This is a genomic window from Cognatiluteimonas weifangensis, from assembly GCF_003416885.1.
In the GTDB taxonomy this organism is placed as follows: Bacteria; Pseudomonadota; Gammaproteobacteria; order Xanthomonadales; family Xanthomonadaceae; genus Cognatiluteimonas; species Cognatiluteimonas weifangensis.
In genome coordinates this window covers 170594-192351 of sequence record NZ_QVPD01000001.1, presented here as the reverse complement: position 1 = coordinate 192351, position 21758 = coordinate 170594, and the positions used below count along the sequence as shown (strand labels likewise).

General features: G+C 71.5%; 18 protein-coding genes. 11 read left to right on the top strand and 7 right to left on the bottom strand.

The window, feature by feature from the left end:
• Nucleotides 1-101: 101 nt before the first annotated feature.
• Entirely contained in the window at nt 102-674 is a 573-nt protein-coding gene (locus D0Y53_RS00865) for a cytochrome C (RefSeq protein ID WP_117201224.1), read from the bottom strand.
• Nucleotides 675-791: 117 nt separating this feature from the next.
• On the opposite strand from D0Y53_RS00865, the gene D0Y53_RS00860 reads away from it, so the two are divergent.
• The 3 genes from D0Y53_RS00860 (at nt 792) to D0Y53_RS00850 (ending at nt 4595) form a co-directional block, all read left to right on the top strand.
• On the top strand, nt 792-1256 hold the full coding sequence (locus D0Y53_RS00860) for an SET domain-containing protein (protein ID WP_117201223.1): 465 nt from the start codon (nt 792-794) through the stop codon (nt 1254-1256).
• Between the two features lie 32 nt (nt 1257-1288).
• Entirely contained in the window at nt 1289-2263 is a 975-nt protein-coding gene (locus D0Y53_RS00855; protein ID WP_117201222.1) for an aspartyl protease family protein, read from the top strand.
• 109 nt (nt 2264-2372) lie between these two features.
• On the top strand, nt 2373-4595 hold the full coding sequence (locus D0Y53_RS00850; protein ID WP_117201221.1) for a DUF5916 domain-containing protein: 2223 nt from the start codon (nt 2373-2375) through the stop codon (nt 4593-4595).
• 81 nt (nt 4596-4676) lie between these two features.
• Here the strand turns inward: D0Y53_RS00850 and D0Y53_RS00845 are convergent, their stop codons facing one another.
• From D0Y53_RS00845 to fusA, 4 genes are all read right to left on the bottom strand, one after another.
• Nucleotides 4677-5402: a hypothetical protein gene (locus D0Y53_RS00845; protein WP_117201220.1), complete on the bottom strand. Its 726-nt coding sequence runs from the start codon at nt 5400-5402 to the stop codon at nt 4677-4679.
• A gap of 204 nt (nt 5403-5606) precedes the next feature.
• The gene (locus D0Y53_RS00840; protein WP_117201219.1) at nt 5607-6032 is read right to left on the bottom strand and encodes a hypothetical protein; all 426 of its coding nucleotides are present in this window, start codon (nt 6030-6032) and stop codon (nt 5607-5609) included.
• Between the two features lie 236 nt (nt 6033-6268).
• A complete protein-coding gene (locus tag D0Y53_RS00835; RefSeq protein ID WP_117201218.1) occupies nt 6269-6649 on the bottom strand; it encodes an HU family DNA-binding protein in 381 nt (126 codons plus the stop codon).
• A 170-nt stretch (nt 6650-6819) separates the two neighbouring features.
• Entirely contained in the window at nt 6820-8880 is a 2061-nt protein-coding gene (fusA, locus tag D0Y53_RS00830; protein ID WP_117201217.1) for an elongation factor G, read from the bottom strand.
• A 267-nt stretch (nt 8881-9147) separates the two neighbouring features.
• Between fusA and D0Y53_RS00825 the strand changes: the two genes are divergently transcribed.
• On the top strand, nt 9148-9579 hold the full coding sequence (locus D0Y53_RS00825) for an OsmC family protein (protein WP_117201216.1): 432 nt from the start codon (nt 9148-9150) through the stop codon (nt 9577-9579).
• 123 nt (nt 9580-9702) lie between these two features.
• Here the strand turns inward: D0Y53_RS00825 and D0Y53_RS00820 are convergent, their stop codons facing one another.
• Nucleotides 9703-10578, bottom strand: a complete 876-nt coding sequence (locus D0Y53_RS00820; RefSeq protein WP_117201215.1) for a PhzF family phenazine biosynthesis protein — start codon at nt 10576-10578, stop codon at nt 9703-9705.
• 120 nt (nt 10579-10698) lie between these two features.
• Here D0Y53_RS00820 and D0Y53_RS00815 point away from each other — a divergent pair, with 120 nt between their 5' ends.
• The 4 genes from D0Y53_RS00815 to D0Y53_RS00800 all read left to right on the top strand — a co-directional run bounded on the left by D0Y53_RS00815 (nt 10699) and on the right by D0Y53_RS00800 (nt 17943).
• Nucleotides 10699-13290, top strand: a complete 2592-nt coding sequence (locus tag D0Y53_RS00815) for a bifunctional aspartate kinase/diaminopimelate decarboxylase (protein WP_117201214.1) — start codon at nt 10699-10701, stop codon at nt 13288-13290.
• Complete coding sequence (gene murL, locus D0Y53_RS00810; protein WP_117201213.1) at nt 13287-14651, top strand: UDP-N-acetyl-alpha-D-muramoyl-L-alanyl-L-glutamate epimerase; 1365 nt, start codon at nt 13287-13289, stop codon at nt 14649-14651. Before D0Y53_RS00815 ends, murL begins: the two co-directional genes overlap by 4 nt.
• On the top strand, nt 14632-16044 hold the full coding sequence (gene murD, locus D0Y53_RS00805; protein ID WP_117201212.1) for a UDP-N-acetylmuramoyl-L-alanine--D-glutamate ligase: 1413 nt from the start codon (nt 14632-14634) through the stop codon (nt 16042-16044). The genes murL and murD overlap by 20 nt, the downstream gene beginning before the upstream one ends.
• Before the next feature lie 1101 nt (nt 16045-17145).
• A complete protein-coding gene (locus D0Y53_RS00800) occupies nt 17146-17943 on the top strand; it encodes a dienelactone hydrolase family protein (RefSeq protein ID WP_117201211.1) in 798 nt (265 codons plus the stop codon).
• A gap of 119 nt (nt 17944-18062) precedes the next feature.
• Here D0Y53_RS00800 and D0Y53_RS00795 read toward each other — a convergent pair whose 3' ends face one another.
• Nucleotides 18063-19085: a polyprenyl synthetase family protein gene (locus tag D0Y53_RS00795; RefSeq protein WP_117201210.1), complete on the bottom strand. Its 1023-nt coding sequence runs from the start codon at nt 19083-19085 to the stop codon at nt 18063-18065.
• A gap of 167 nt (nt 19086-19252) precedes the next feature.
• Between D0Y53_RS00795 and ssb the strand changes: the two genes are divergently transcribed.
• Genes ssb through rfbA form a run of 3 tightly spaced genes read left to right on the top strand, consistent with a single transcriptional unit; the run spans nt 19253 to nt 21758 of the window.
• Nucleotides 19253-19717 (top strand): single-stranded DNA-binding protein, encoded by a 465-nt coding sequence (gene ssb, locus D0Y53_RS00790; protein WP_117201209.1) that lies wholly within the window; start codon nt 19253-19255, stop codon nt 19715-19717.
• Nucleotides 19718-19770: 53 nt separating this feature from the next.
• Nucleotides 19771-20826 (top strand): dTDP-glucose 4,6-dehydratase, encoded by a 1056-nt coding sequence (gene rfbB, locus D0Y53_RS00785; protein ID WP_117201387.1) that lies wholly within the window; start codon nt 19771-19773, stop codon nt 20824-20826.
• Nucleotides 20823-21758: a glucose-1-phosphate thymidylyltransferase RfbA gene (gene rfbA / locus D0Y53_RS00780; RefSeq protein ID WP_233511577.1), complete on the top strand. Its 936-nt coding sequence runs from the start codon at nt 20823-20825 to the stop codon at nt 21756-21758. Before rfbB ends, rfbA begins: the two co-directional genes overlap by 4 nt.

Genomic DNA, 21758 nt, shown 5'->3' with positions numbered 1-21758 from the left:
TCCGCAGCGCGGATGCGGGCCCGGGAGGACGGCCCGCATTTCGTACTGAAATTGTACGGATTTCCGCCGCGCGGGCCAACCCGGCGCGCGGCGGGCGGCAATCAGCCGGCGGACGGCGCCTGCGGCGCGGGTGCCGGCGGCAGCACCCACTGCACGTACGGCCGTTGCGGCACCTGTCCCGGCGGCAGGTAGGCCGGCGCCGGCTGGCCGGCCGGCCCCAGCGCGTGGATGAAGCGATACAGCGCGCGGCGGTCGGATTCATCCATCGCCCGCACCGCGAAGTCCGGCATCGGCGGGCGCGTGTGCAGTTCGGCGCTGTACTCGAGCCAGGCGGCCTCGTCCATTTCCTGCACCTTGAGCCGCAGGTTGGCGGGGTAGGTTGTGCCCCAGGGGCCGCTCCAGCCCAGCGGCGAGCCGGTCAGCCAGTCGTGCTGCGGCGTCTGCCCGCCGGATTCGGCATAGCCCGGCGTGTGGCAGTCGTTGCAGCCGGCGATCCGGGTCAGATATTCGCCGCGCGCGCGCAACTTGGCCTCGCTGGGCATGGCGGCGGGGGCGGAGGTGGGGGCCGGAGTCAGGTTGGCGGCCAGGGCCGCGGTATCGACGGTCTGCGGGCCCGGGGCGCAGGCGGCGAGCGTCGAGACGGCCAGCAGGGACAGGGTGGGGCGTGCGTGCATCGGAAGTTCTCGTTACGGGAATGCCGAGCAAACGCCACCCGGCGCGATCGGCGGCCACGCGATGGCGATCGGCGGCCGCTGCGGCGACAATGCGGGTTTTCGCCCCACGGAATTCCCATGCCGCGCAAGATCGTCGCCCGCAAGTCCCGCATCCACGGCAACGGCGTGTTCGCCCTCGCCCCGATCGCCAAGGGCGAGCGGATCATCGAATACAAGGGCCTGCGCCGCACCCATGCCGAGGTCGATGCCGGCGACAGCGGCGATATCGAGAGCGGGCACACCTTCCTGTTCACCCTCAACGACGATTACGTCATCGACGCCAATTACGGTGGCAACAGCGCGCGCTGGATCAACCACAGCTGCAAGCCCAATTGCGAGGCGGTGCTGGACGAGAACGCGCGCGATCCGAAGAAATCGCGCGTGTTCATCGAGGCCATCCGCGCGATCGAGCCGGGCGAGGAGCTTACCTACAACTACGGCATCACCTTGGACGAGCCGCACACCGCGCGGCTGAAGAAGATCTGGGCCTGCCGTTGCGGCGCCCGCAAGTGCACCGGGACCATGCTCCAGCCCAAGCGCTAGATGCGCGACGCGGGCCCCGGGTCGCATGACTGATGGCGGTGTCGGCGAGGGGCCGGCAATCGCATGCTGGCACGCCCCCGTCGCGGAGCCCGGCAATGCCATCCTGGACCAAGACCGCATGCTGTCTGCTCGCGCTGGCGGCGGTGCTGCCGGCCGCATCGGCCCCGGCCCTCGCGCAGGGGCCTGCCGACGCCGCCCCGATCGCAGTGCTCAAGCTCGAGCCGTATCGCAAGAGCGTCGCGGTCAGGGTGGTGGCCAATGGCAAGCCAGGGCTGTTCACGCTGGATACGGCCGGCGGCAATACCGTCGTTTCCCCCGCCTTCGCGGCTGCGGCGGGCTGCAAGCCGTGGGGCCGGATGGTCGGCTTCCAGATGACCGGCAACCGTCTGGAGATGCCGCGCTGCGATGATTTCGACCTCAGCGTCGGCGGCCACGCCTTGCGGGCGCCGGTTGCCGGGGTGCTCGATGTCACTGCCCTGATCGCAAAGGACGCCGAGCCCGTGGACGGTTCGCTGGCGCTCGATGTGTTCGATGGCCAGACGATCAGCATCGATTTCGCCGCCGGCGAGTTGGTGGTGGAGTCGCCCGCGAGCGCGCGACGCCGCATCGCCGGGGCGCGCGAGCTGCCGCTGCGGCTGGTGCGGGAATACGGCGTGGCGCTGGCGGCGATGGTCGAGGTGCCCACCCGCAAGGGAATCGTCCGCTTCGAGATCGACAGCGGCAACGGCGGCACGATCCTGGTGTCCAGGCCCTACGCGGCGCTGTTCGGCCTCGACCCCGAAGCGCAGGGGCCGCAGCACGGCGCCTTCGACATCGCGCCCGGCATCCGCGTCGAGGGCCTGATGTTCACGCCCGACCTCACCATCGACGGCAACATCGGCATGCCCTTCCTCAAGGATTGGGTGGTCACCCTGGACCTCGCCGAAGGCCGCCTGTGGGTCCAGCGCAGCCGCGCGACGCCACCCCCCGGCATGGGTACGCCGCCGCCACTGCCGCGAGCGGCCTGAACCGCGTTGCGTCCACCGGCCGAAAGGTTGCAATGACTTCCGCCAGTTAGACGCGCCGCCGCCGCCGGCTATCGTGCCCGGCAATCCCGCGATTCCCGGACCCGCACGCATGCGCGCACTGTTGGCGACCTTGCTCCTGGCCACGGCCGGCCCGGCCCTGGCGATCGACGTCGACGGCCGCATCGATCCGGCCGAATGGCAGGGCGCCGAGCACATCACCGATTTCCGCGTGGTCGAACCGCTGACGCGCGCGCCGTCGCCGTACCCGACCGAAGCCTGGATCAAGGCCACGCCCGAGGGCCTGGCGATCGGGTTCCGCAACACCCAGCCGGCCAGCGTGCCGCGCACCTACCGCCGTACCCAGCGCGACGAGGACGCGCAGGTGGACCGCGTCAACCTGATGGTCGATTTCGACGGCGACGGACGCACCGGCTACAACTTCACCCTGTACATCACCGACGGCATCATCGACGCCACCATCGCCAACGAGTCCGACTTCAACAAGGACTGGGACGGCAACTGGCGGCATGCGACCAGCGAGGACGGCGACACCTGGTCGGCGGAGATGCTGATCCCCTGGTACATCGCGCCGATGCGCAAGGGCGCCGAGGGCAAGCGCACGCTGGGCATCTACCTGGACCGCGTGATCGGTTCCACCGGCGAGCGCGTGGCGTGGCCGGCGGCGAGCTTCACCCGGCCGCGCTTCCTGTCGGAGTTCTCGCCGCTGGCGGTGCCGCAATACAGCCAGTCGCTGCTGGCAGTCACGCCGTACGCGGTCGGCAGCTACGACAACATCGCCGGCCAGGAGCACTTCGACGCCGGCGTCGACCTGGTCTGGAAACCCAACGGCCAGACCCAGCTCACCGCGACCGTCAATCCGGACTTCGGCCAGGTGGAAAGCGACGACCTGGTGGTCAATTTCGGCGCCAACGAGACCTTCTTCAGCGACAAGCGCCCGTTCTTCACCGAGAACCAGGGCATCTTCGACTTCGGCACGCCGTCGGACTTCAGCCAGCTGCTGTACACGCGCCGGGTCGGCGGCCCGGCGGACGACGGCAGCGGTCCCGGCGACATCACCGCGGCGGTCAAGCTCAACGGCAGCCTGGGCGCGTACAAGTACGGCCTGTTCGCGGCCGAGGAGGCCGATGCCGCCGGGCGCTCGTTCCGCGCGCTGCGGCTGGTGCGCGACTACGACAAGCAGAACCTCGGCTTGATGCTGACCCAGGTCGAGCATCCGTACCTGGACCGCGAGGCGACGGTGCTCGGCATCGACCACAACTGGCGGCCGACCGAGCACCTCAACGTGCAGACCCGGCTGCTCGGCAGCCGCATCGACCAGGCCGGCGACAGCACCCGCGGCAGCGGCGCGACTGTGGTCGTGGACTACGAGCTGGACAACGGCTGGCGCTCGCAATGGCTGGCCATGCACTTCGGCGACAGCCTGCAGATCAACGATTTCGGCTACCTGTCGCGCGCCAACCTCAACTACGGGCACTGGCAGCTGTCGCGCCGTTTCACCGACCTGCCGGAAACCTCGGCGTATGCCTCGCACGAGTGGCGCTGGCGCATCAGCGGTACCGACAACGACCATGGCCTGGCGCTGCAGCGGCAGTTCCGGATGATGCGCCAGAGCACCCGGCGCGACGGCGGCAACGAGTACGCGCAAATCAACATCAACTCCGCCGGGCAGGACGACCGCCTGCTGCGCGGCCATGGCAGCATCGCGATGCCGGCGAATTTCAACGCGTTCTACGAGCGGTCGCGCCCGCGCAAGGGCGACTGGGAGTTCTACGGCAACGTGGGCATCAACCGCGGCGGCATCGGCCCCGATCGCAAGCTCGGCTACAACGCCCAGTTCAGGCCGACCTACTTCATCAGCGATGCCTTCAACGTGTTCGTGCTCGGCTACCTGGAGCACGCGCCGCAGTGGGTGGTATGGCAGCGCGACAACCTGGTCGGTACCTTCGACGAGCGCGCGCTGGAGATCGATGCGGGAGTCAACTGGACCATCGGCGACCGCCAGGAACTGCGGGTCAAGCTGCAGGCGATCGGCCTGGAGGCGAAGCTGCGCCAGGCCTGGCGCGCCGCGCCGGACGGCACCCCGATCCCGGTCCAGGAGCCGGTCGCCGATTTCAGCCTGCGCAACCTCGGCTTCCAGGTGCGCTACCGCTACGAGCTGGCGCCGCTGTCGGACCTGTACGTGGTCTACGGCCGCGGCGGCTACCTGCTCGACGAGTTCGCGCGGGACGAGGCGTCGCAACTGCGCGATGCCTTCGCGCTGCGCGATAGCGAGCAGTTGTTGATCAAGCTGAGCTACCGCTTCGAATTGTAGGGGCGGCGCTGCGCCGGGCTCGGCACGGGCGTCGGTGGCGATCGCGCGCTCGCGGTTCGTGTCGCTGCTGCCGGAGCAGCGTCACTCGACCTCGCGCAGGTCGGCTGCGACGATCCGCCACGCGCGCTGTTCGGCGCTGGCGCCGGCGACCACCGCGCGCTGCAGGGTGTGGGTGCCGACGTAGCGGCGCACGCTGCCGTCGCGGGCGCTGACGCGGACCGCCACCGGCAGCTGGATGTAGCGCGAGCCGGCGGCCGCGTCGACCCGGCCCGGCGTGCGCAGTTCCACGCTCACTTGCGTGCCTTCGGCAAAACCGTCGGCGAACGGCGACGTGCCGGCCCGACCGGCGTCGATCCACAGCGCGCGGGCGCGCGCGGGCTGGCGGGCGTCGAGCGCCGCGTAGTATTCGCGCACCACCGCGGCCGCATCCTGCGCGGTGGGCTCGGCGGCCGCCGCTTCCACGGCGCCGCCTGCTTGCGGGTCGCCGGCCTGGGCCGCGCCTGCGGGCGCGTCCGTCGCGGGCGCGCTGCCGTCGGCAGGCGGCAAGCCGAAGCTGCCGTCCCCGGCGAGCGTGGTGTCGGATGGCAAGCCGTCGAGCGCCGGGTTGGCCGGCGGCGGCCCGACCGGGCCGGGGCCCGGGGTGTCGGGCATGCCGGTGACCGAACCGCGGGTCGCTTCGGGCTTGGGCAGGTTGGCGTCGGCGCCGCTGGCGGTGGCGTCGGCAGCGTCGCTGCGGGTGCCATCGCCGCAGGCAGACAGCAGCAGCAACAGGCAGGGCAGGGCGAGGAGGCGGCCGATAGCGCGCATGGCGGGCAAGCATAACGTTTGCGGGGCCGCCGTGGCGTGCGCGCACGCCCGATCGTGCTCGCGCCGCCGCGCCGCCATGCCGAGAGCGGCGGGCCGTCGTCAGGCCGGGGCCAGGGTCCGACGTGCGCGTGCCCAGCCGGCGCTCGACCAGGCCGCGGTCGGTGGCGTGCGGTCCGGCGGCGACGCCCCCGGACCGCGCGGGCTTCACAGGGTCTTGCGGCCCGGATTGAGCCAGGCCAGCAGCAAGCCCAGCAGCAGCGTCGCGATGGTGCCGTACAGCAGCTGCTTGCCCACCAGCGACGCCGGCAGCGGCTGCACCGCGTAATAGATCAGGTAGCCGGGGAGGGTGGCGATTGCCGCCACCGCGGCGCCGAAGCGCAGGCCCTGGCCGAGCGCGGGCTTGCCCGAGTCGACACCCTTGCGGTACAGCCAGGTCAGGCCGAAACCGATCAGCAGGTGCGCGCCCAGCATGTACGGCAGGTAGCCCTGTGCGTCGGCCGCGTCGCGCATGATCCCGCGGCCGACCAGGGGCTGGTAGTCGCCCGCGAGCAGCACGCCGTGCACCAGGAAGTCCAGCAGCAACGCGGCGATCGCGACCAGGATGCCGCAGACCCAGAAACGCTTGTCCATGGGATGACTCCGAATCGAGGGAAGGCCCGGGGGGACGAAGTCGCGGGTGGGGACGGCGACGCGGCGATGCTAGCGCGTCGCGCGCGGCGCGGACAGCGGTCCCCGCCCGGACGCGCGCGGCATGCGCGGTGCGCGCGGCGGCATCCGCAACCGGCAAACGAAAAAGGCCGGAATCCCTCGGGATTCCGGCCTTTCGGTCCGGTGCGGCGAACCGCACCGGCGTAACGTGGCGACGATCAGGCCGCGGCGTCCTTGAGCTTCTTCAGCGGGCGCACCTTGACCTTCACCGAGGCGGGCTTGGCGGCGAACCACTGCTCTTCCTTGGTGAACGGGTTGATGCCCTTGCGCTTGGGCTTGGCCGGCACGTTGACCGCGGTGATCTTCAGCAGGCCGGGCAGGGTGAAGGTGCCCGCGCCCTTCTTGCTGATGGAGCCGTGGACCGCGCCTTCCAGCGCGCCCATCACCGCGCGCACGTCGCGTGCGGCGATGCCGCTGGCTTCGGCGATGTACGCCACCAGCCCGGACTTGCTCAGGGCTTCCTTGATCGGCTTCGGTGCGGCCGGCTTGGCAGCGGCCTTCTTCGGAGCGGCCTTCTTTGTCGCCTTCTTCTTCGCCATATATGTCCTGTGGTACTCGGTGGTTGGATCGGTCGGTATGGAATCGGTGCCTGGAAATCCCCTCGGCACACGAAATGTAGGGCAAGTCCGCGCCGCCGCCAAGTCCCGAAAGCGGCTTTTTTTCGGGTTTATTCGCCGCGGCGACTGTGCCGGACGGGCATCCGGGGGCGTCACTCTTCCTCGCGCCGGGGCTTGTACGCCGCCATCAGCTTCTGCTGCACCTGCGCCGGAACCGGCTCGTAATGGCTGAAATCCAGGGCATAACGGCCGCGACCGGCGGTGATCGATTTCAGCTCCGCGGCATAGCCTTCCAGCTCCGACAGCGGTACCTGCGCCCGAATCACGATCTCGCCGCCGCGCACCGAATCGGTACCGTTGATGCGCGCGCGCTTGGCCGCCAGGCCGCCGCTGATGTCGCCCATGTGCTGCTCCGGCGCCGACACCTCCAGCGTCACGATCGGCTCCAGCACCTGCGGGCCGGCCTTGGCGATGGCGTCCAGGAAGGCCTTTTTCCCGGCCGCCACGAACGCGACCTCCTTGCTGTCGACGCTGTGGTACTTGCCGTCGTACACGGTCACGCGCAGGTCCTGCAGCGGATAGCCGGCGACCGCGCCGCTGGCCAGCACCTGGCGCACGCCCTTCTCGACCGCGGGGATGAACTGCCCGGGGATGGCGCCGCCCTTGACCTCGTCGGCGAACTCGAAACCGGCGCCGCGCGGCAGCGGCTCGATCCGCAGGAACACCTCGCCGAACTGTCCGGCGCCGCCGGTCTGCTTCTTGTGCCGGTGATGGCCCTCGGCGCCGGCGCTGACGGTTTCGCGGTAGGCGATCCGCGGCGGATGCGTGACCACTTCCACCCCGTACTTGTCCTTCAGCCGCTCCAGCATCACCCGCAGGTGCAGGTCGGAGAGCCCGCGCAGCACGGTCTCGTTGAGCTCGGCGTGGTGTTCGACAGCGAACGCGGGATCCTCCTCGGCGAGCTTGTGCAGCGCGGCCGACAGCTTCTGCTCCTGGCCCTTGCTCGCGGCCTCCACCGCCAGCCCGAACATCGGCCGCGGGTAGGCCATCGGCGCCAGGCGGATCCGGTCCTCGTCGTGGCTGTCGTGCAGCACCGCGTCGAAGTGCAGGTCCTCGACCTTGGCCACCGCGGCGATGTCGCCGGGGATCGCCTGTTCGATCTCCACGTGGTCCTTGCCGTGCAGCTTGAACAGGTGCGCGACCTTGAACGGCTTCTTGCCGTCGTCGACGAACAGCTGCGCGTCCCGGCGCACCGTGCCCTGGTGGACGCGGAACACGCCGAGCTTGCCGACGAAAGGGTCGTTGACGATCTTGAAGACGTCGGCGATGACGTGCGCGTCCGGATCCGGCCTGGCCCGGATCGGGGTCGCCTCGGCGCCGGCGCCTTTCACGAACGGCGGCGGATTGGCCTCGCCCGGATGCGGGAACAGGCTCGCGACGATGCCGAGCAACTCCTTCACCCCGACGCCGGTGCGCGCGGAAACGAAGCACACCGGCACCAGGTGGCCCTCGCGCAGGCATCGCTCGAAGGCGTCGTGCAGCTCCTGGCCCGAGAGCCCGCCCTCGCCCTGGTCCAGGTAGCGGTCCATCATCGTCTCGTCGATCTCGACCACCTGGTCGATGATCTTCTGGTGCCACTGCGCGACCGGGCCCAGGTCGCTGCTGCCGGCGTCGCTGCCGAAGCAGTCCACCACCCGCGTGCCGCCGTCCGCCGGCAGGTTGAGCGGCAGCAGCTCCGGGCCGAAGCGCGTGCGCAACTCATCCAGCAGACCCGCGCAGTCGGCGCCGGCGTGATCGATCCGGTTGACCACCAGCGCGCGGCACAGGCCGCGATCGCGGGCGTACTCCAGCATCCGCCGGGTGCCGTGGCCGATCCCGGCGTCGGCGTCGACCACGACCGCGACGGTGTCGACCGCAGCCAGCGCCGACAGCGTGGGACCGCGGAAATCCGGATAGCCGGGGGTGTCGATCAGGTTGAGGTGGATCGGTTCGCGGCCGACGCCGTAGTCAATGCCGGCGATGGCGGCATCGATGGAATGGCCGCGCTGCTTCTCGATCGGGTCGAAATCCGACACCGTGGTGCCGCGTTCGACCGTGCCTGCCGCCTGGATCGCGCCGCCGGCCTGCAGCAGGGCTTCGAACAGGGTGGTTTTGCCGGCGCCGGGATGGCCCGCCAGGGCCACGTTGCGGATCTGCTGGGTCGAGTAGGACATGCGGCCGTTGCTCCCTTGCCCGGCCCGGGCGTGGCGCCGGGAACCGGGTGGTCAGAAAACGGGCCGTCATGGCTGTCCGCAGCGGAGTCGCCACCGTCCGAGCAGGCGCTCGGCGGGCGGTCATGGCGGGTACCGGTACGCAGGCACCGGCAGACAAGCGTCCCCCAGCCGGCGACGGCGGTCAAGCCGCGGGCGACTGCCGCGCATGCGGCGCTCACGCCGCCATCGGTAGGTTGGCGTCCCGTCCGCAGTGCAGGAGGTCTCGACATGGACATTTCGCGCTACGCCGTGGCGCATTGGGAAGGCGATCTGAAGTCCGGGCGCGGCACGCTGGGGACGCCCGCCAGCGGCCTGCTGGTGGACACCCCGTACGGCTTCAACAGCCGTTTCGGCGACGGCAAGGGGACCAATCCGGAGGAACTGATCGCCGCCGCGCATGCCGGCTGCTTCAGCATGGCGCTGGCGGCCAGGCTGGGCGACGCCGGGCACCCGCCGGCGGCGCTGGATACCCGCGCCGAGGTCGACCTGTCGCTGGACGGCGGGCCGTCGCTGGCGGCGATCCGGCTCAAGGTGACCGCGCACGTGCCCGGCATCGACCCGGCCCGGTTTCGGGCGCTGGCCGAGGACGCGGAGAAGAACTGCCCGGTCTCGCGCGCGCTCAGCGCGGTGCCGATCAGCCTGCAGGCCACGCTGGCCTGATCCGGTAGCGCGCGGCTGCGATGCGGTCGCGCGGCGGGATCCGCCGGTCGCCGGCGGGATGCCGCCGTATTCGATCGCCGTGCACGCCCTGCGCCGCGCGCCGCCGCGCGCGAGGACATCCGCTCACCAGGCAAGCTGGCCGCTGATCACGCTGCAGACGCGGCCGCCGGACCACACGTCCCCGGCGGCGTCCACCGTCAGTTCGATGATCGCGTCGTGGCCGACCTCGCGGCCCTGGCTGACGCGGTAGAAGCCGCCCGCGCCCGGCAGTGCGCCGCGTGCGGCCAGCCACGCGGCCAGGGTGGCGTTGGCCGCGCCCGAGGCGGCGTCCTCGAACTGAGCCGGCGCGCCGACGAACGCGCGCACGGCCAGGTAGTAGACCGGGTCGTCGCTGCGCGCGAACGCGCACACGCCCATGCTGCCGGTGGCCTGCGCCAGGGCCGCGATCGCGGCCCAGTCCGGGGTCGCTGCGCGCAAGGCCGCTTCGTCGGCCACGTGCGCCAGCCACCAGCGGCGGCCGCCGTCCACCAGCGCCGGCGGCAGCGCGCCGGCCGGCAGCCCGCGCAGGGCCTCGCGCAGGCGCGGATCGTCCGTGCTGGCGACCTCCAGCACCTGCGCCCGCGGCGTGCGCACGGCGATGGTGCGGCGGCGGCCGCTGCCGTCCACCCGCAACGGCAATACCCCGGCGACGCCTTCCTGCAGCAGCAGGCCGTCGCGCGGCGCCGCCAGTCCGGCCTCGAGCACGGCGTGCGCCGTGCCCACGCTCGGATGCCCGGCGAAGGGCACCTCGTGGCGGGGACTGAAGATGCGCAGGCGGTAGCTGGCTCCGGGCTCGGTGGCCGGGAACACGAACGTGGTTTCCGGCAGCCGCGTCCAGCGCGCGATCGCCTGCATCGTGGCCGCGTCCAGGCCCTGCGCGTCCAGCACCACTGCCAGCGGATTGCCGGCGCCGGGGCGATCGGCGAACACGTCCAGTTGCAGATAGCGTCGGGCGGTCATGCAGGCGGGGCCTTCGACTAGAATTGCGGCTTCCTGCCCGGCATGGGACAGGCGCCGGATTCTACGGGTTTCCGGCGCCGGCCCGGCGCCTGCGCTGCCACGGTTCCGATGTTTCCCGCCATGACCCTCCCCGACCGCTGGCTGGTGCTCAAGTTCGGCGGCACTTCGGTGTCGCGCCGCGAGCGCTGGGACACCATCGGTCGGCTGGCGCGCGAGCGCGCGGGCGCGGCCGATGCGCGCGTGCTGGTGGTGGTGTCGGCGCTGTCGGGGGTGACCAACGCGCTGCAGGCGATCGCCGACGGCGACGGCGACGGCGACCGCGCCGGCCGCGCCGCGGCGCTGGCGGAACGCCACCGCGCCTTTGCCGTCGAACTGGACCTGGACCCGGACACCGTGCTCGGCGCGCGCCTGGCCGCGCTGCAGGCGCTGGCGGTCGATCCGCGTGCCGCCGCGCGCACGCTGGCCTGGCAGGCCGAGGTGCTGGCGCAGGGCGAGCTGCTGTCGTCCACGCTGGGCGCCGCCTACCTGCGCGCGCAGGGCCTGGACTTCGGCTGGTGCGACGCGCGCGACTGGCTGGATGCCGTGGCATTGCCGAACCAGAACGCCTGGTCGACGCGGCTGTCGGCGTCGTGCCGGCACCAGGCCGACGCCGCCTGGCGCGCGCGCTTCGCCGCACAGCCGGCGCGGCTGCTGCTGACCCAGGGGTTCATCGCCCGCCACGGCGACGGCGGCAGCGCGATCCTCGGCCGCGGCGGCTCCGACACCTCGGCCGCGTATTTCGGTGCGCTGCTGCAGGCGCAACGGGTGGAGATCTGGACCGACGTGCCCGGTCTGTTCAGCGCCAATCCGCGGATCGTGCCGGAGGCGCGGCTGCTGGCGCGGCTGGACTATGCCGAGGCGCAGGAAATCGCCACCACCGGCGCCAAGGTGCTGCACCCGCGCGCGATCGCGCCGTGTCGCGACGCGCGCGTGCCGATGGCGATCCTGGACACCGCGCGCCCGGACCTGCCCGGTACCCGGATCGACGCCAGCGCCGCGACCGTGCCCGGGGTCAAGGCGGTCAGCCGCCGCAACGGCATCGTGCTGGTGTCGATGGAATCGATCGGCATGTGGCAGCAGGTCGGCTTCCTCGCCGACATCTTCGAGCGCTTCAAGCGCCACGGCCTGTCGGTGGACCTGATCGGCTCGTCGGAAACCAACGTCACCGTGTCGCTGGACCCCAGCGACAACCTGGTCAGCAGCAACGTGATCGAGGCGCTCAGCGCGGACCTGGCGCAGGTGTGCCGGGTCAAGGTGATCGTGCCGTGCGCGGCGATCACCCTAGTCGGGCGCGGCATGCGTTCGCTGCTGCACCGGCTGGGCGACGTCTGGGCCACGTTCGGGCGCGAGCGCGTGCACCTGCTGTCGCAGTCCTCCAACGACCTCAACCTGACCTTCGTCATCGACGAGGCCGACGCCGACGGCCTGTTGCCGCTGCTGCACGCCGAGCTGGAGCGCAGCGGCGCGATGCCGATGCACGACCCCGGCGTGTTCGGCCCGAGCTGGCAGCAGATCGCGCACGGCCGCGCGCGGCGCGCGCCGCCGTGGTGGGAGCAGCGGCGCGAGACGTTGCTGCGACTGGCCGCGCAGGGCACGCCGCGCTACGTCTACGACCTGGCGACGCTGCGCGAGCGCGCCCGCGCCCTGGGCGCGGTCGCCGCGATCGACCGCCGCTACTACGCGCTCAAGGCCAACTGGCACCCGGCGATCCTGCGCGCGCTGGCGGCCGAGGGGTTCGGCTTCGAATGCGTCTCCGCCGGCGAGCTGGCGCACGTGTTCGCCACGCTGCCGGAGCTGGAGCCTGAGCGGGTGCTGTTCACCCCCAGCTTCGCCCCGCGCGCCGAATACGAGGCCGCCTTCGCCCGTGGCGTCACCGTCACCCTCGACAGCGTCGAGGCGCTGCAGCGCTGGCCGGACCTGCTGCGCGGCCGCGCAGTGTGGCTGCGGCTGGACCTGGGCCGCGGCGACGGCCACCACGCCAAGGTCCGCACCGGCGGCAGCGCGGCCAAGTTCGGCTTGCCGCTGGCGCGGCTGGATGCGTTCCTCGAGGCTGCCCGCGCAGGGGATCTGCGCATCGTCGGCCTGCACGCGCACCTGGGCAGCGGGATCGAGCCGGCGGCGCACTGGCGCGAGGTCTACGCCGAGCTCGCCACCCTCGCCGAGCGCATCGGCACGGTGGCGACCATCGATATCGGCGGCGGCCTGCCGGTGCCGTACCTGCCCGACGCCGCGCCGTTCGATCTCGACGGCTGGGCGCGCGACCTGGCGGTGATCAAGGCGGCCTATCCGCAGTTCGCGCTGGCGGTGGAGCCGGGCCGCTACCTGGTGGCCGAATGCGGCGTGCTGCTGCTGCGCGCGACCCAGGTGGTGGAGAAGGACGGCGTGCGCCGGGTCGGCTGCGACGCCGGCATGAACGCGCTGCTGCGGCCGGCGCTGTACGAGGCGTTCCACGGGATCGTCAACCTGTCGCGTGCGGACGCCGGCGCTACGATGGTGTGCGACGTGGTCGGCCCGATCTGCGAATCCGGCGACGTGCTCGGGCGCCAGCGTGCGCTACCGGCCGCCACCGCCGAGGGCGACGTGCTGCTGCTGGCCGACGCCGGCGCCTACGGCCGGGCAATGGCCAACACTTACAACCTGCGGGCGCTGCCGGCGGAGGATGTCATCGAATGAATGGGTGGAAGTTCCGGCGCGACGCGATCCGCGCGTTCCGCTTCGTGCGCTGCGGGTTCGACCCGGCCAGCGGCGTCGCGCAGCTGGTGTATGCCTGCGACGACGGCCCGGAGCTGGTCGAGACTGTGACCGTGCCGGGGGCGCCGTTCGCGCTCGATGGCGCCCGCGCCGCGGCGGTCGAGCGCGCGCTGCGGCTGCTGCACCTGATCGCCGGCGTGAGCTACTACAAGGCCGCGGTGCCGCCGGAGATCCGCATCGAGGGGTACGCGATCGATGCCGACACGGCGGCCCTGCTGGAGACGATCTACGTCAATGGCCTGGGCGAGTTCGCCTACCGCAACGGCCTGGACCTGCACGGCCGGATCCGCTTCCCGCATGCCGCCGCCGCAACCCCGGCGGCGCCGGCGCTGGGCCTGCGCGAGCATGCGCTGGTGGCGATCGGCGGCGGCAAGGATTCGCTGGTCTCGATCGAGGCGCTGCGCACCCTGGGCGTGACCCAGACCGTGGCCTGGGTCGGCGGCTCGCAGCTGATCGCCGCCTGCGCCGCACGCACCGGCCTGCCGACCCTCAACCTCGGCCGCCAGCTGGCGCCGCAGCTGTTCGACTACAACCGCGAGGGCGCGTGGAACGGGCACATTCCGGTGACCGTGCTGAACTCGGCGATCCTGGCGCTGGCCGCGCTGCTGCACGGCGCCGGCCAGGTGGTGTTCTCCAATGAGCGCTCGGCCAGCTACGGCAGCCTGATCGAGGGCACCGGCGAGGTGAACCACCAGTGGTCCAAGGGCTGGGCCTGCGAGCGCGCGTTCGGCGAGTACCTGCAGCGCCAGGTCGCGGCCGACCTGCACTACTACTCGCTGCTGCGGCCGCTGTCGGAGCTGGCGGTGGCGCGGCAGTTCGCCAGGAGCGACCGCTACGACGCGCACTTCTCCAGCTGCAACCGCAACTTCCACATCCTTGGCGAGCGTCCGGTCAACCGCTGGTGCGGGGTTTGCCCGAAGTGCCATTTCGTGTTCCTGGCGCTGGCGCCGTTCATGCCCAAGCCGCGGCTGGTTGGCATCCTCGGCCGCAACCTCCTCGACGATCCGGCGCAGACCGACGGCTACGACGCCCTGCTGGAATACCAGGAGCACAAGCCGTTCGAGTGCGTCGGCGAGGGTCGCGAGTCGCGCGCGGCGATGGCGGCGCTGGCGCAGCGCCCGGAATGGCGCGAGGACGCGCTGGTGAAGCGTTTCGACCGCCTGATCCGCCCGCAGCTGGAGGCCGAGTCGCTGCGGATCGAGCCGTTGCTGCAACCCGACGACACCGAGCACCGCATCCCCGCGGCGCTGTGGGGCAGGCTGCGTGCGCATTTCGCAGCTTGACGGGCGCCGGGTCGCGCTCTGGGGCTGGGGCCGCGAAGGCCGCGCCGCCTGGCGGGCGCTGCGCGCGCGGTTGCCGGCGCTGCCGCTGACCGTGTTCTGCCGCGCCGAGGAGGCCGCGGACGTGCGCGCCGCCGGCGATCCGCTGCTGGCGGTGGACACCGAGCCCGACGCCGCACGCCTGGCGGCGTTCGAGGTCGTGGTGAAGTCGCCCGGCATCAGCCCGTACCGGCCCGAAGCCGTGGCCGCGGCGCAGGCGGGCACCCGCTTCGTCGGCGGCACCGCGCTGTGGTTCGGCGAACGCGGCGATGCGAGGGGCATCGCGCCCGGCAGCGTCTGCATCACCGGCACCAAGGGCAAGAGCACCACCACCGCGCTGCTGGCGCACCTGCTGCGCGCCGGCGGCCACCGCACCGCGCTGGCCGGTAACATCGGCCTGCCGTTGCTGGAACTGGCGGACGCACGCGCCGAGTACTGGGCGATCGAGCTGTCCAGCTACCAGACCGGCGACGTCGCCGACAGCGGCGTGCGCCCGCAGGTTGCGGTCGCGCTCAACGTGTTCCCCGAGCATCTGGACTGGCACGGCTCGCACGCGCGCTACGTCGCCGACAAGCTGCGCCTGCTCACCGACGCCCGGCCGCGCATCGCCGTGCTCAACGCCGGCGACCCGACGCTGGCGGCGCTGTCGCTGCCGGACAGCGAGGTGCGCTGGTTCGGGCGCGCCGACGGCTGGCACCTGCGCGGCGAGGTCCTGCACCGCGGCGACACCGCGGTCATGGACACCGTGGCACTGCCGCTGCCCGGCCGCCACAACCGCGGCAACCTGTGCGCGGTGCTGACGGCGATCGAGGCGCTGGGCGTGGACGCGGCCGCGCTGGCCGCGCACGCCGCCAGCTTCCGCCCGCTGCCGCACCGGCTGCAGGCGCTGGGCGTGCGCGACGGCCTGACCTGGGTCAACGATTCGATCAGCACCACGCCGCACGCCAGCCTGGCGGCGCTGGAGGTGTACCGCGGCCGCCGCATCGCGCTGCTGGTCGGCGGCCACGACCGCGGCATCGCCTGGGACGACTTCACCGCGGCAATGCGCGAGCGCGCCCCGGCGGCGATCGTCACCCTGGGCCACGGCGTCGCCGGCCAGAACGGTCCGCGTATCCACGAGTTGCTGGCGCCGCTGGCGCCGGCCTGCAGGTTCGCGTTGCATGCGGCGGCCGACCTGGAGCAGGGCGTGCGTCAGGCGCGGGCGGCGCTGGCGGGCGAGGGCGTGGTGCTGCTGTCGCCCGGCGCACCCAGCTTCGGCGCCTACCGCGACTACACCGAGCGCGGCCGGCATTTCGCGCGCCTGGCCGGTTTCGACCCCGACACGATCAGCACCATTCCCGGCCTCGGCATCGCGTAAGGCTCCTCTCCCGATGGCGGGAGAGGCTTCGGCCAGAGTCGCCGCTCGGCGGGCTGGGGCTGCGCCTTCCGACGATGCCGTGTCTGGAGGAAGGCCTGAAGAAGCGTTGTCCTCATCCTCGCGAAAGCGGGATCCAGTCTTCAAGCCATCGGAACGCGGCTCGGGGTAGGCAGCATGCGCGCGCCGCGCTTCCGCGGCCGAACTGGTCGAGTGTTTCTCGATCGCGATCGTCTTGCGGTGCTTTTCCCGGCTGCGGGGATCGGCTTCGGATGGAATACGTCGCCCGGTGGACTTTCATCTGACCTCCGGAAATCGGCTTCGGAGGGGCGGGCCAGGGGTGCTGCGCCCTCCTGACGACATCCTGTCTTTTAGTCTGGGCGCGGGCGATGCCTGGCCTGACGTCGAGTCATGGCCTGGACTCGGGAGAGCGGCTTTGGAGGGAGTCGCCGCCCGGCGGGCTGGGGGTGCTGCGCCCTCGTGACGACACCCTGTCTTTAAGCCGGGGCGCAAGCGCCATTGATGGCCTGACCTTGGGAGATCGGCTTCGGAGGGAGTCGCCGCCCGACGGGCTGGGGGTGCTGCGCCCTCCTGACGACCTCCTGTCTTTAAGTCGGGTCGTGGACCATCCATGGTCCACTCTCCGCACCCCCAGCCCGCCGGGCGGCGACTTGGCGAGATTGAAGATCGTCGCTTCGGCGGCTTTTTTTACAAGCGCCGACTCACTTGCCAGAAGCCGGTGGCCCGGCCTGTGCGGGACCGTCGGCGGCATGGATGCCGCCGAGGAGCCTCCAGGGATGGATTCACGGCGTGTCCCGCACAGGCCGGGCCACCGGCTTCCCCCGCGATGTTTCCGTACATGAAGGATGGATTCACGGCGTGTCCCGCACAGGCCGGGCCACCGGCTTCCCCCGCGATGTTTCCGCACATGAAGGATGGATTCACGGCGTGTCCCGCGAAGATCTGGACACCGGGTTCTCCCGCGGAAGTTCCCATGCCCGGTGGAGGAGCGACATCGACACGGTGCGTCGTGTGGGGGTGCCGTGGACGGCCGCGTGCACGGGCTTGGGATAGGCTAGGAAATCCCCGACGCGGAGTGCCGCCATGAAGACCAGGATTGGGTTGCAGCGATGGCTTGCGGTCGCCGTGCTCGCGCTGTGCGCGACGCCGGCGCTGGCGAAGATGCAGACGAAGACGGTGGAGTGGAAGGTCGGCGCGCAGGCCTTCAGCGGCGTGCTGGTGTACGACGATGCCAATGCGATCAAGCGCCCCGGCCTGGTGATGGTGCCCGACTGGATGGGCGTCACCGACAGCGCGGTGGCCAAGGCCAAGCATATCGCCGGCGACGATTACGTGGTGCTGGTGGCCGATGTCTACGGCGCCGGCGTGCGGCCGAAGGACAGCGACCAGGCGCTGGCCCAGGTCAAATCGCTGTATGCCGACCGCGGTGTGCTGCGCGCGCGCGTCAACCGGGCGCTGGAGGTGCTGCGCGCGAATGCGGCCGGTGCGCCGCTGGATACCGCGAAGCTCGGCGCGATCGGCTACTGCTTCGGCGGCGCCACGGTGCTGGAACTGGCGCGCAGCGGTGCCGACATCGCCGCGGTCGCCACCTTCCACGGCGGCCTGGACACGTCGATGCCCGCGGAAAAAGGCGCAGTCAAGGCCAGCCTGCTGGTGCTCAACGGCGCCGACGACCGCGGCACCGCCGGCGACATCGCCGGCTTCGAGCGGGAAATGAACGCCGCCGGCGCCGACTGGCAGTTCGTCAACTTCAGCGGCGCGGTGCACTGTTTCGCGCTGCCGGAGGCGAACAACCCGCCCGGCTGCCTCTACAACGAGCGCGCCGCCACCCGCGCCGAGCGGATCATGCGCGGATTCTTCGACGAGCGTTTCGGCGGGTAGCGCGGAGCACGCGGCGGCGCAGGAGTCGGGCGCCGCCACGTCCGTCCGAAACCCTCGCGCCGTGGACGCCTGGAGTCGTGGGTCCGCGCCTGCACGGCAGGCGGCAGGCGTCGGGCGGTCTAGCGGTCGCGGCTGACGGTGTAGCGCGCCAGTCCGCGCAGCGCGGCGACATGGGCGTTGTCCGCCAGTCCGGCGAGCGCGCGCTCGGCCGCCTGCGCGTAGTCGCCGGCGCGGCGGCGGCTGTAGTCGAGGCTGCCGGCGGCGGCGATCGCCGCCAGCACCTCCGGCATCGCGCCGCTGTCGCCGTGCTCGATCGCCGCGCGCAGGCGCGTGCGGGCCGCCGCGTCGGCGTGGACGATGGCGTGGATCAGCGGCAGGGTCGCCTTGCCTTCGGCCAGGTCGTCGCCCAGGTGCTTGCCGAGCGCAGCCTCGTCGGCCGCGTAGTCGAGCACGTCGTCGGCGATCTGGAAGGCGTAACCGAGGTTGAGGCCGTAATCGTGCAGGGCATCGCAGGTCGCCGCATCGGCGCCGGCCAGCAGCGCGCCCAGGCGGGTGGCGGCGGCGAACAGCACCGCGGTCTTGCGTTCGATCACGCCGAGATATGCGGCCTCGTCGGTGTCCGGGTTGCGCACGTGCAGCAGCTGCAGCACCTCGCCCTCGGCGATGCGGTTGGTGGTGTCGGCGAGGATCCGCTGCACCTGCATCGAGTCCAGCTCGACCATCAGCTGGAAACTGCGTGAATACAGGAAGTCGCCGACCAGCACGCTGGCGGCGTTGCCCCAGACCGCGTTGGCGGTGCGGCGGCCGCGGCGCAGGTCGGACGCATCGACCACATCGTCGTGCAGCAGGGTCGAGGTGTGGATGAACTCGATCACCGCCGCCAACTGCTGCGCATCGGCGCCGACGCCCGGTTCGCCATCGCCGCTGCGCTTGCCCAGCGCGGCGGCGGCCAGCAGCAGCAGCATCGGCCGCAGGCGCTTGCCGCCGGCGCCGACGATGTACTCGGCGACCTGGTTGATCAGCACCACGTCGGAGGCCAGCCGGCGCCGGATCAGGGTGTCGACCGCAGCCATGTCGGCGGCGGCCAGGGCCTGGATCGCGGGCAGGTCGGGGGCGGCGGGGCGCGGCGGGGGGATGTCCATGCGGGGCTCGGGGCGGGCCAGCCCCGATTATACGGAGGCGGTTTTCCCGCGGTCGGCGGCTGTGGGCGTTTCCCGACGCGCGGCCGCGGCGGCGGCCGAGGGACGCGGGGCCGCAGGTATACTGCAATGCCCCCTGCCCACTGTCGGGCGCTACCGGAAGGACAGCCATGGCCCGCGGCGTGAACAAAGTGATCCTGGTCGGCAACCTCGGCAACGACCCGGACGTGAAATACACCCAGGGCGGCATGGCGATCTGCACGCTGTCGCTGGCCACGACCTCGGTGCGCAAGGACAAGGAGGGCAACACCCAGGAGCGCACCGAGTGGCACCGGGTGAAGCTGTTCGGCAAGCTCGGCGAGATCGCCGGCGAGTACCTGAGGAAAGGCCGCCAGGTCTACATCGAAGGCTCGATCCGCTACGACAAGTTCACCGGGCAGGACGGCCAGGAGCGCTATATCACCGAGATCATCGCCGACGAGATGCAGATGCTCGGCGGCGGCGAGGGCCGCGGCGAGCCGCGCGCCGAACGCGCCGAGCGCCCGCAGCGCAGCGCGCCGGCGCGGCGCGAGGCCCCGACCGCGCCCAAGGCGGATTTCGCCGACGAATTCGCCGATGACGACATCCCGTTCTGACGCCCGGGAAAGGCGTCGGGCGATTCGTTCCGTTTCCTGACATGGAGGTCCCTGTGCCAACCTGGCTCGTCACCGGCGGTGCCGGTTTCATCGGCGGTAATTTCGTGCTGGCGGCCGTCGCCTCCGGCGTGCGTGTGGTCAACCTGGATGCGCTGACCTACGCCGGCAACCGCGACACGCTGGCGGCGCTGGACGGCAATCCGGACCACGTGTTCGTGCACGGCGACATCGGCGACCGCGCGCTGGCCGACCGCCTGCTGCGCGAGCACCGGCCCGACGCCATCATCAATTTCGCCGCCGAGAGCCATGTCGACCGCTCGATCGACGGCCCGGCCGCCTTCGTGCAGACCAACGTCGTCGGCACGCTGGCGCTGCTGGAAGCCGCGCGCGATTACTGGAAGGCGCTCGACGACGGGGCGAGGGACGCGTTCCGCTTCCTGCACGTGTCCACCGACGAGGTCTACGGTTCCCTCGGCGAGACCGGCAGGTTCACCGAATCCACGCCGTACGCGCCCAACTCGCCGTATTCGGCGTCCAAGGCCGCCTCCGACCACCTGGTGCGTGCGTTCCACCACACCTACGGCCTGCCGGTGCTGACCACCAATTGCTCCAACAATTACGGTCCGTACCAGTTCCCGGAAAAACTCGTCCCGCTGATCATCGCCCGTGCCCTGGCCGGCGAGCCGCTGCCCGTCTACGGCGACGGCAAGAACGTGCGCGACTGGCTGTACGTCGGCGACCACTGCGCCGCGATCCGCGCGGTGCTGGAGCGCGGCCGCGTCGGCGAGACCTACAACGTCGGCGGCGACGCCGAGAAGCAGAACATCGAGGTGGTGGAAACCATCTGCGCGCTGCTTGACCAGCGCCGGCCGCGCGCCGACGGCAAGCCGCGCAGCAGCCAGATCGCCCATGTCGCCGACCGCCCCGGCCACGACCGCCGCTACGCGATCGACGCTTCCAAGCTCAAGGCCGAGCTCGGCTGGGCTCCGGCGCACGGTTTCGCGCAGGGCATCGCCGCCACCGTCGACTGGTACCTGGACCACCAGGACTGGGTGCGGCGGGTGCTCGACGGCAGCTACCGGCTCGAGCGCATCGGGGTGAGCGCGTGAGCGCGGTGGCGGAAAGTCCGCGGAGCGATGCGCGGGCGGCCGCGACAAACGCGCGCAAGGGCATCATCCTCGCCGGCGGCTCCGGCACCCGGCTGTATCCGATCACCCAGGCGATCAGCAAGCAGCTGCTGCCGGTGTACGACAAGCCGATGATCTACTACCCGCTCGGGGTGCTGATGCTGGCCGGCATCCGCGAGGTGCTGATCATCAACACCCCGCACGAGCAGGCGCTGTTCAAGACCCTGCTCGGCGACGGTTCGCAGTGGGGCATGCGCATCGAGTACGCGGTGCAGCCGAGCCCGGACGGGCTGGCGCAGGCCTACCTGATCGGTCGCGAGTTCGTCGCCGGCCAGCCGAGCTGCCTGGTGCTGGGCGACAACATCTTCTACGGCCACGGCCTGACCCAGCTGCTGCAGAGCGCCTCGCAGCGCGTGCACGGCGCGACCGTGTTCGGCTACTGGGTGCGCGATCCCGAGCGCTACGGCGTCGTCGAGTTCGACGCCGGCGGCAAGGTGATCGGGCTGGAGGAAAAGCCGGCGCAGCCGCGCTCCAGCTACGCGGTCACCGGCCTGTATTTCTACGACGGCCGTGCCGGCGATTTCGCCGCGCGACTCAAGCCGTCGCCGCGCGGGGAGCTGGAGATCACCGACCTCAACCGCTGCTACCTGGAGCAGGGCGACCTGCATCTGGAGAAGCTCGGCCGCGGTTTCGCCTGGCTCGACACCGGCACCCACGAGTCGCTGGTCGAGGCCTCGGCCTACATCGAGACGATCGAGAAGCGCCAGGGCCTGCGCGTGTGCTGCCCGGAGGAGATCGCCTTCGCCAACCGCTGGATCGACGCCGCGCAGCTGCGCGATCTGGCACAACCGCTGACCAAGAACGGTTACGGCAAGTACCTGCTGGACCTGCTCGAGCACGGGCAGCCGGCATGA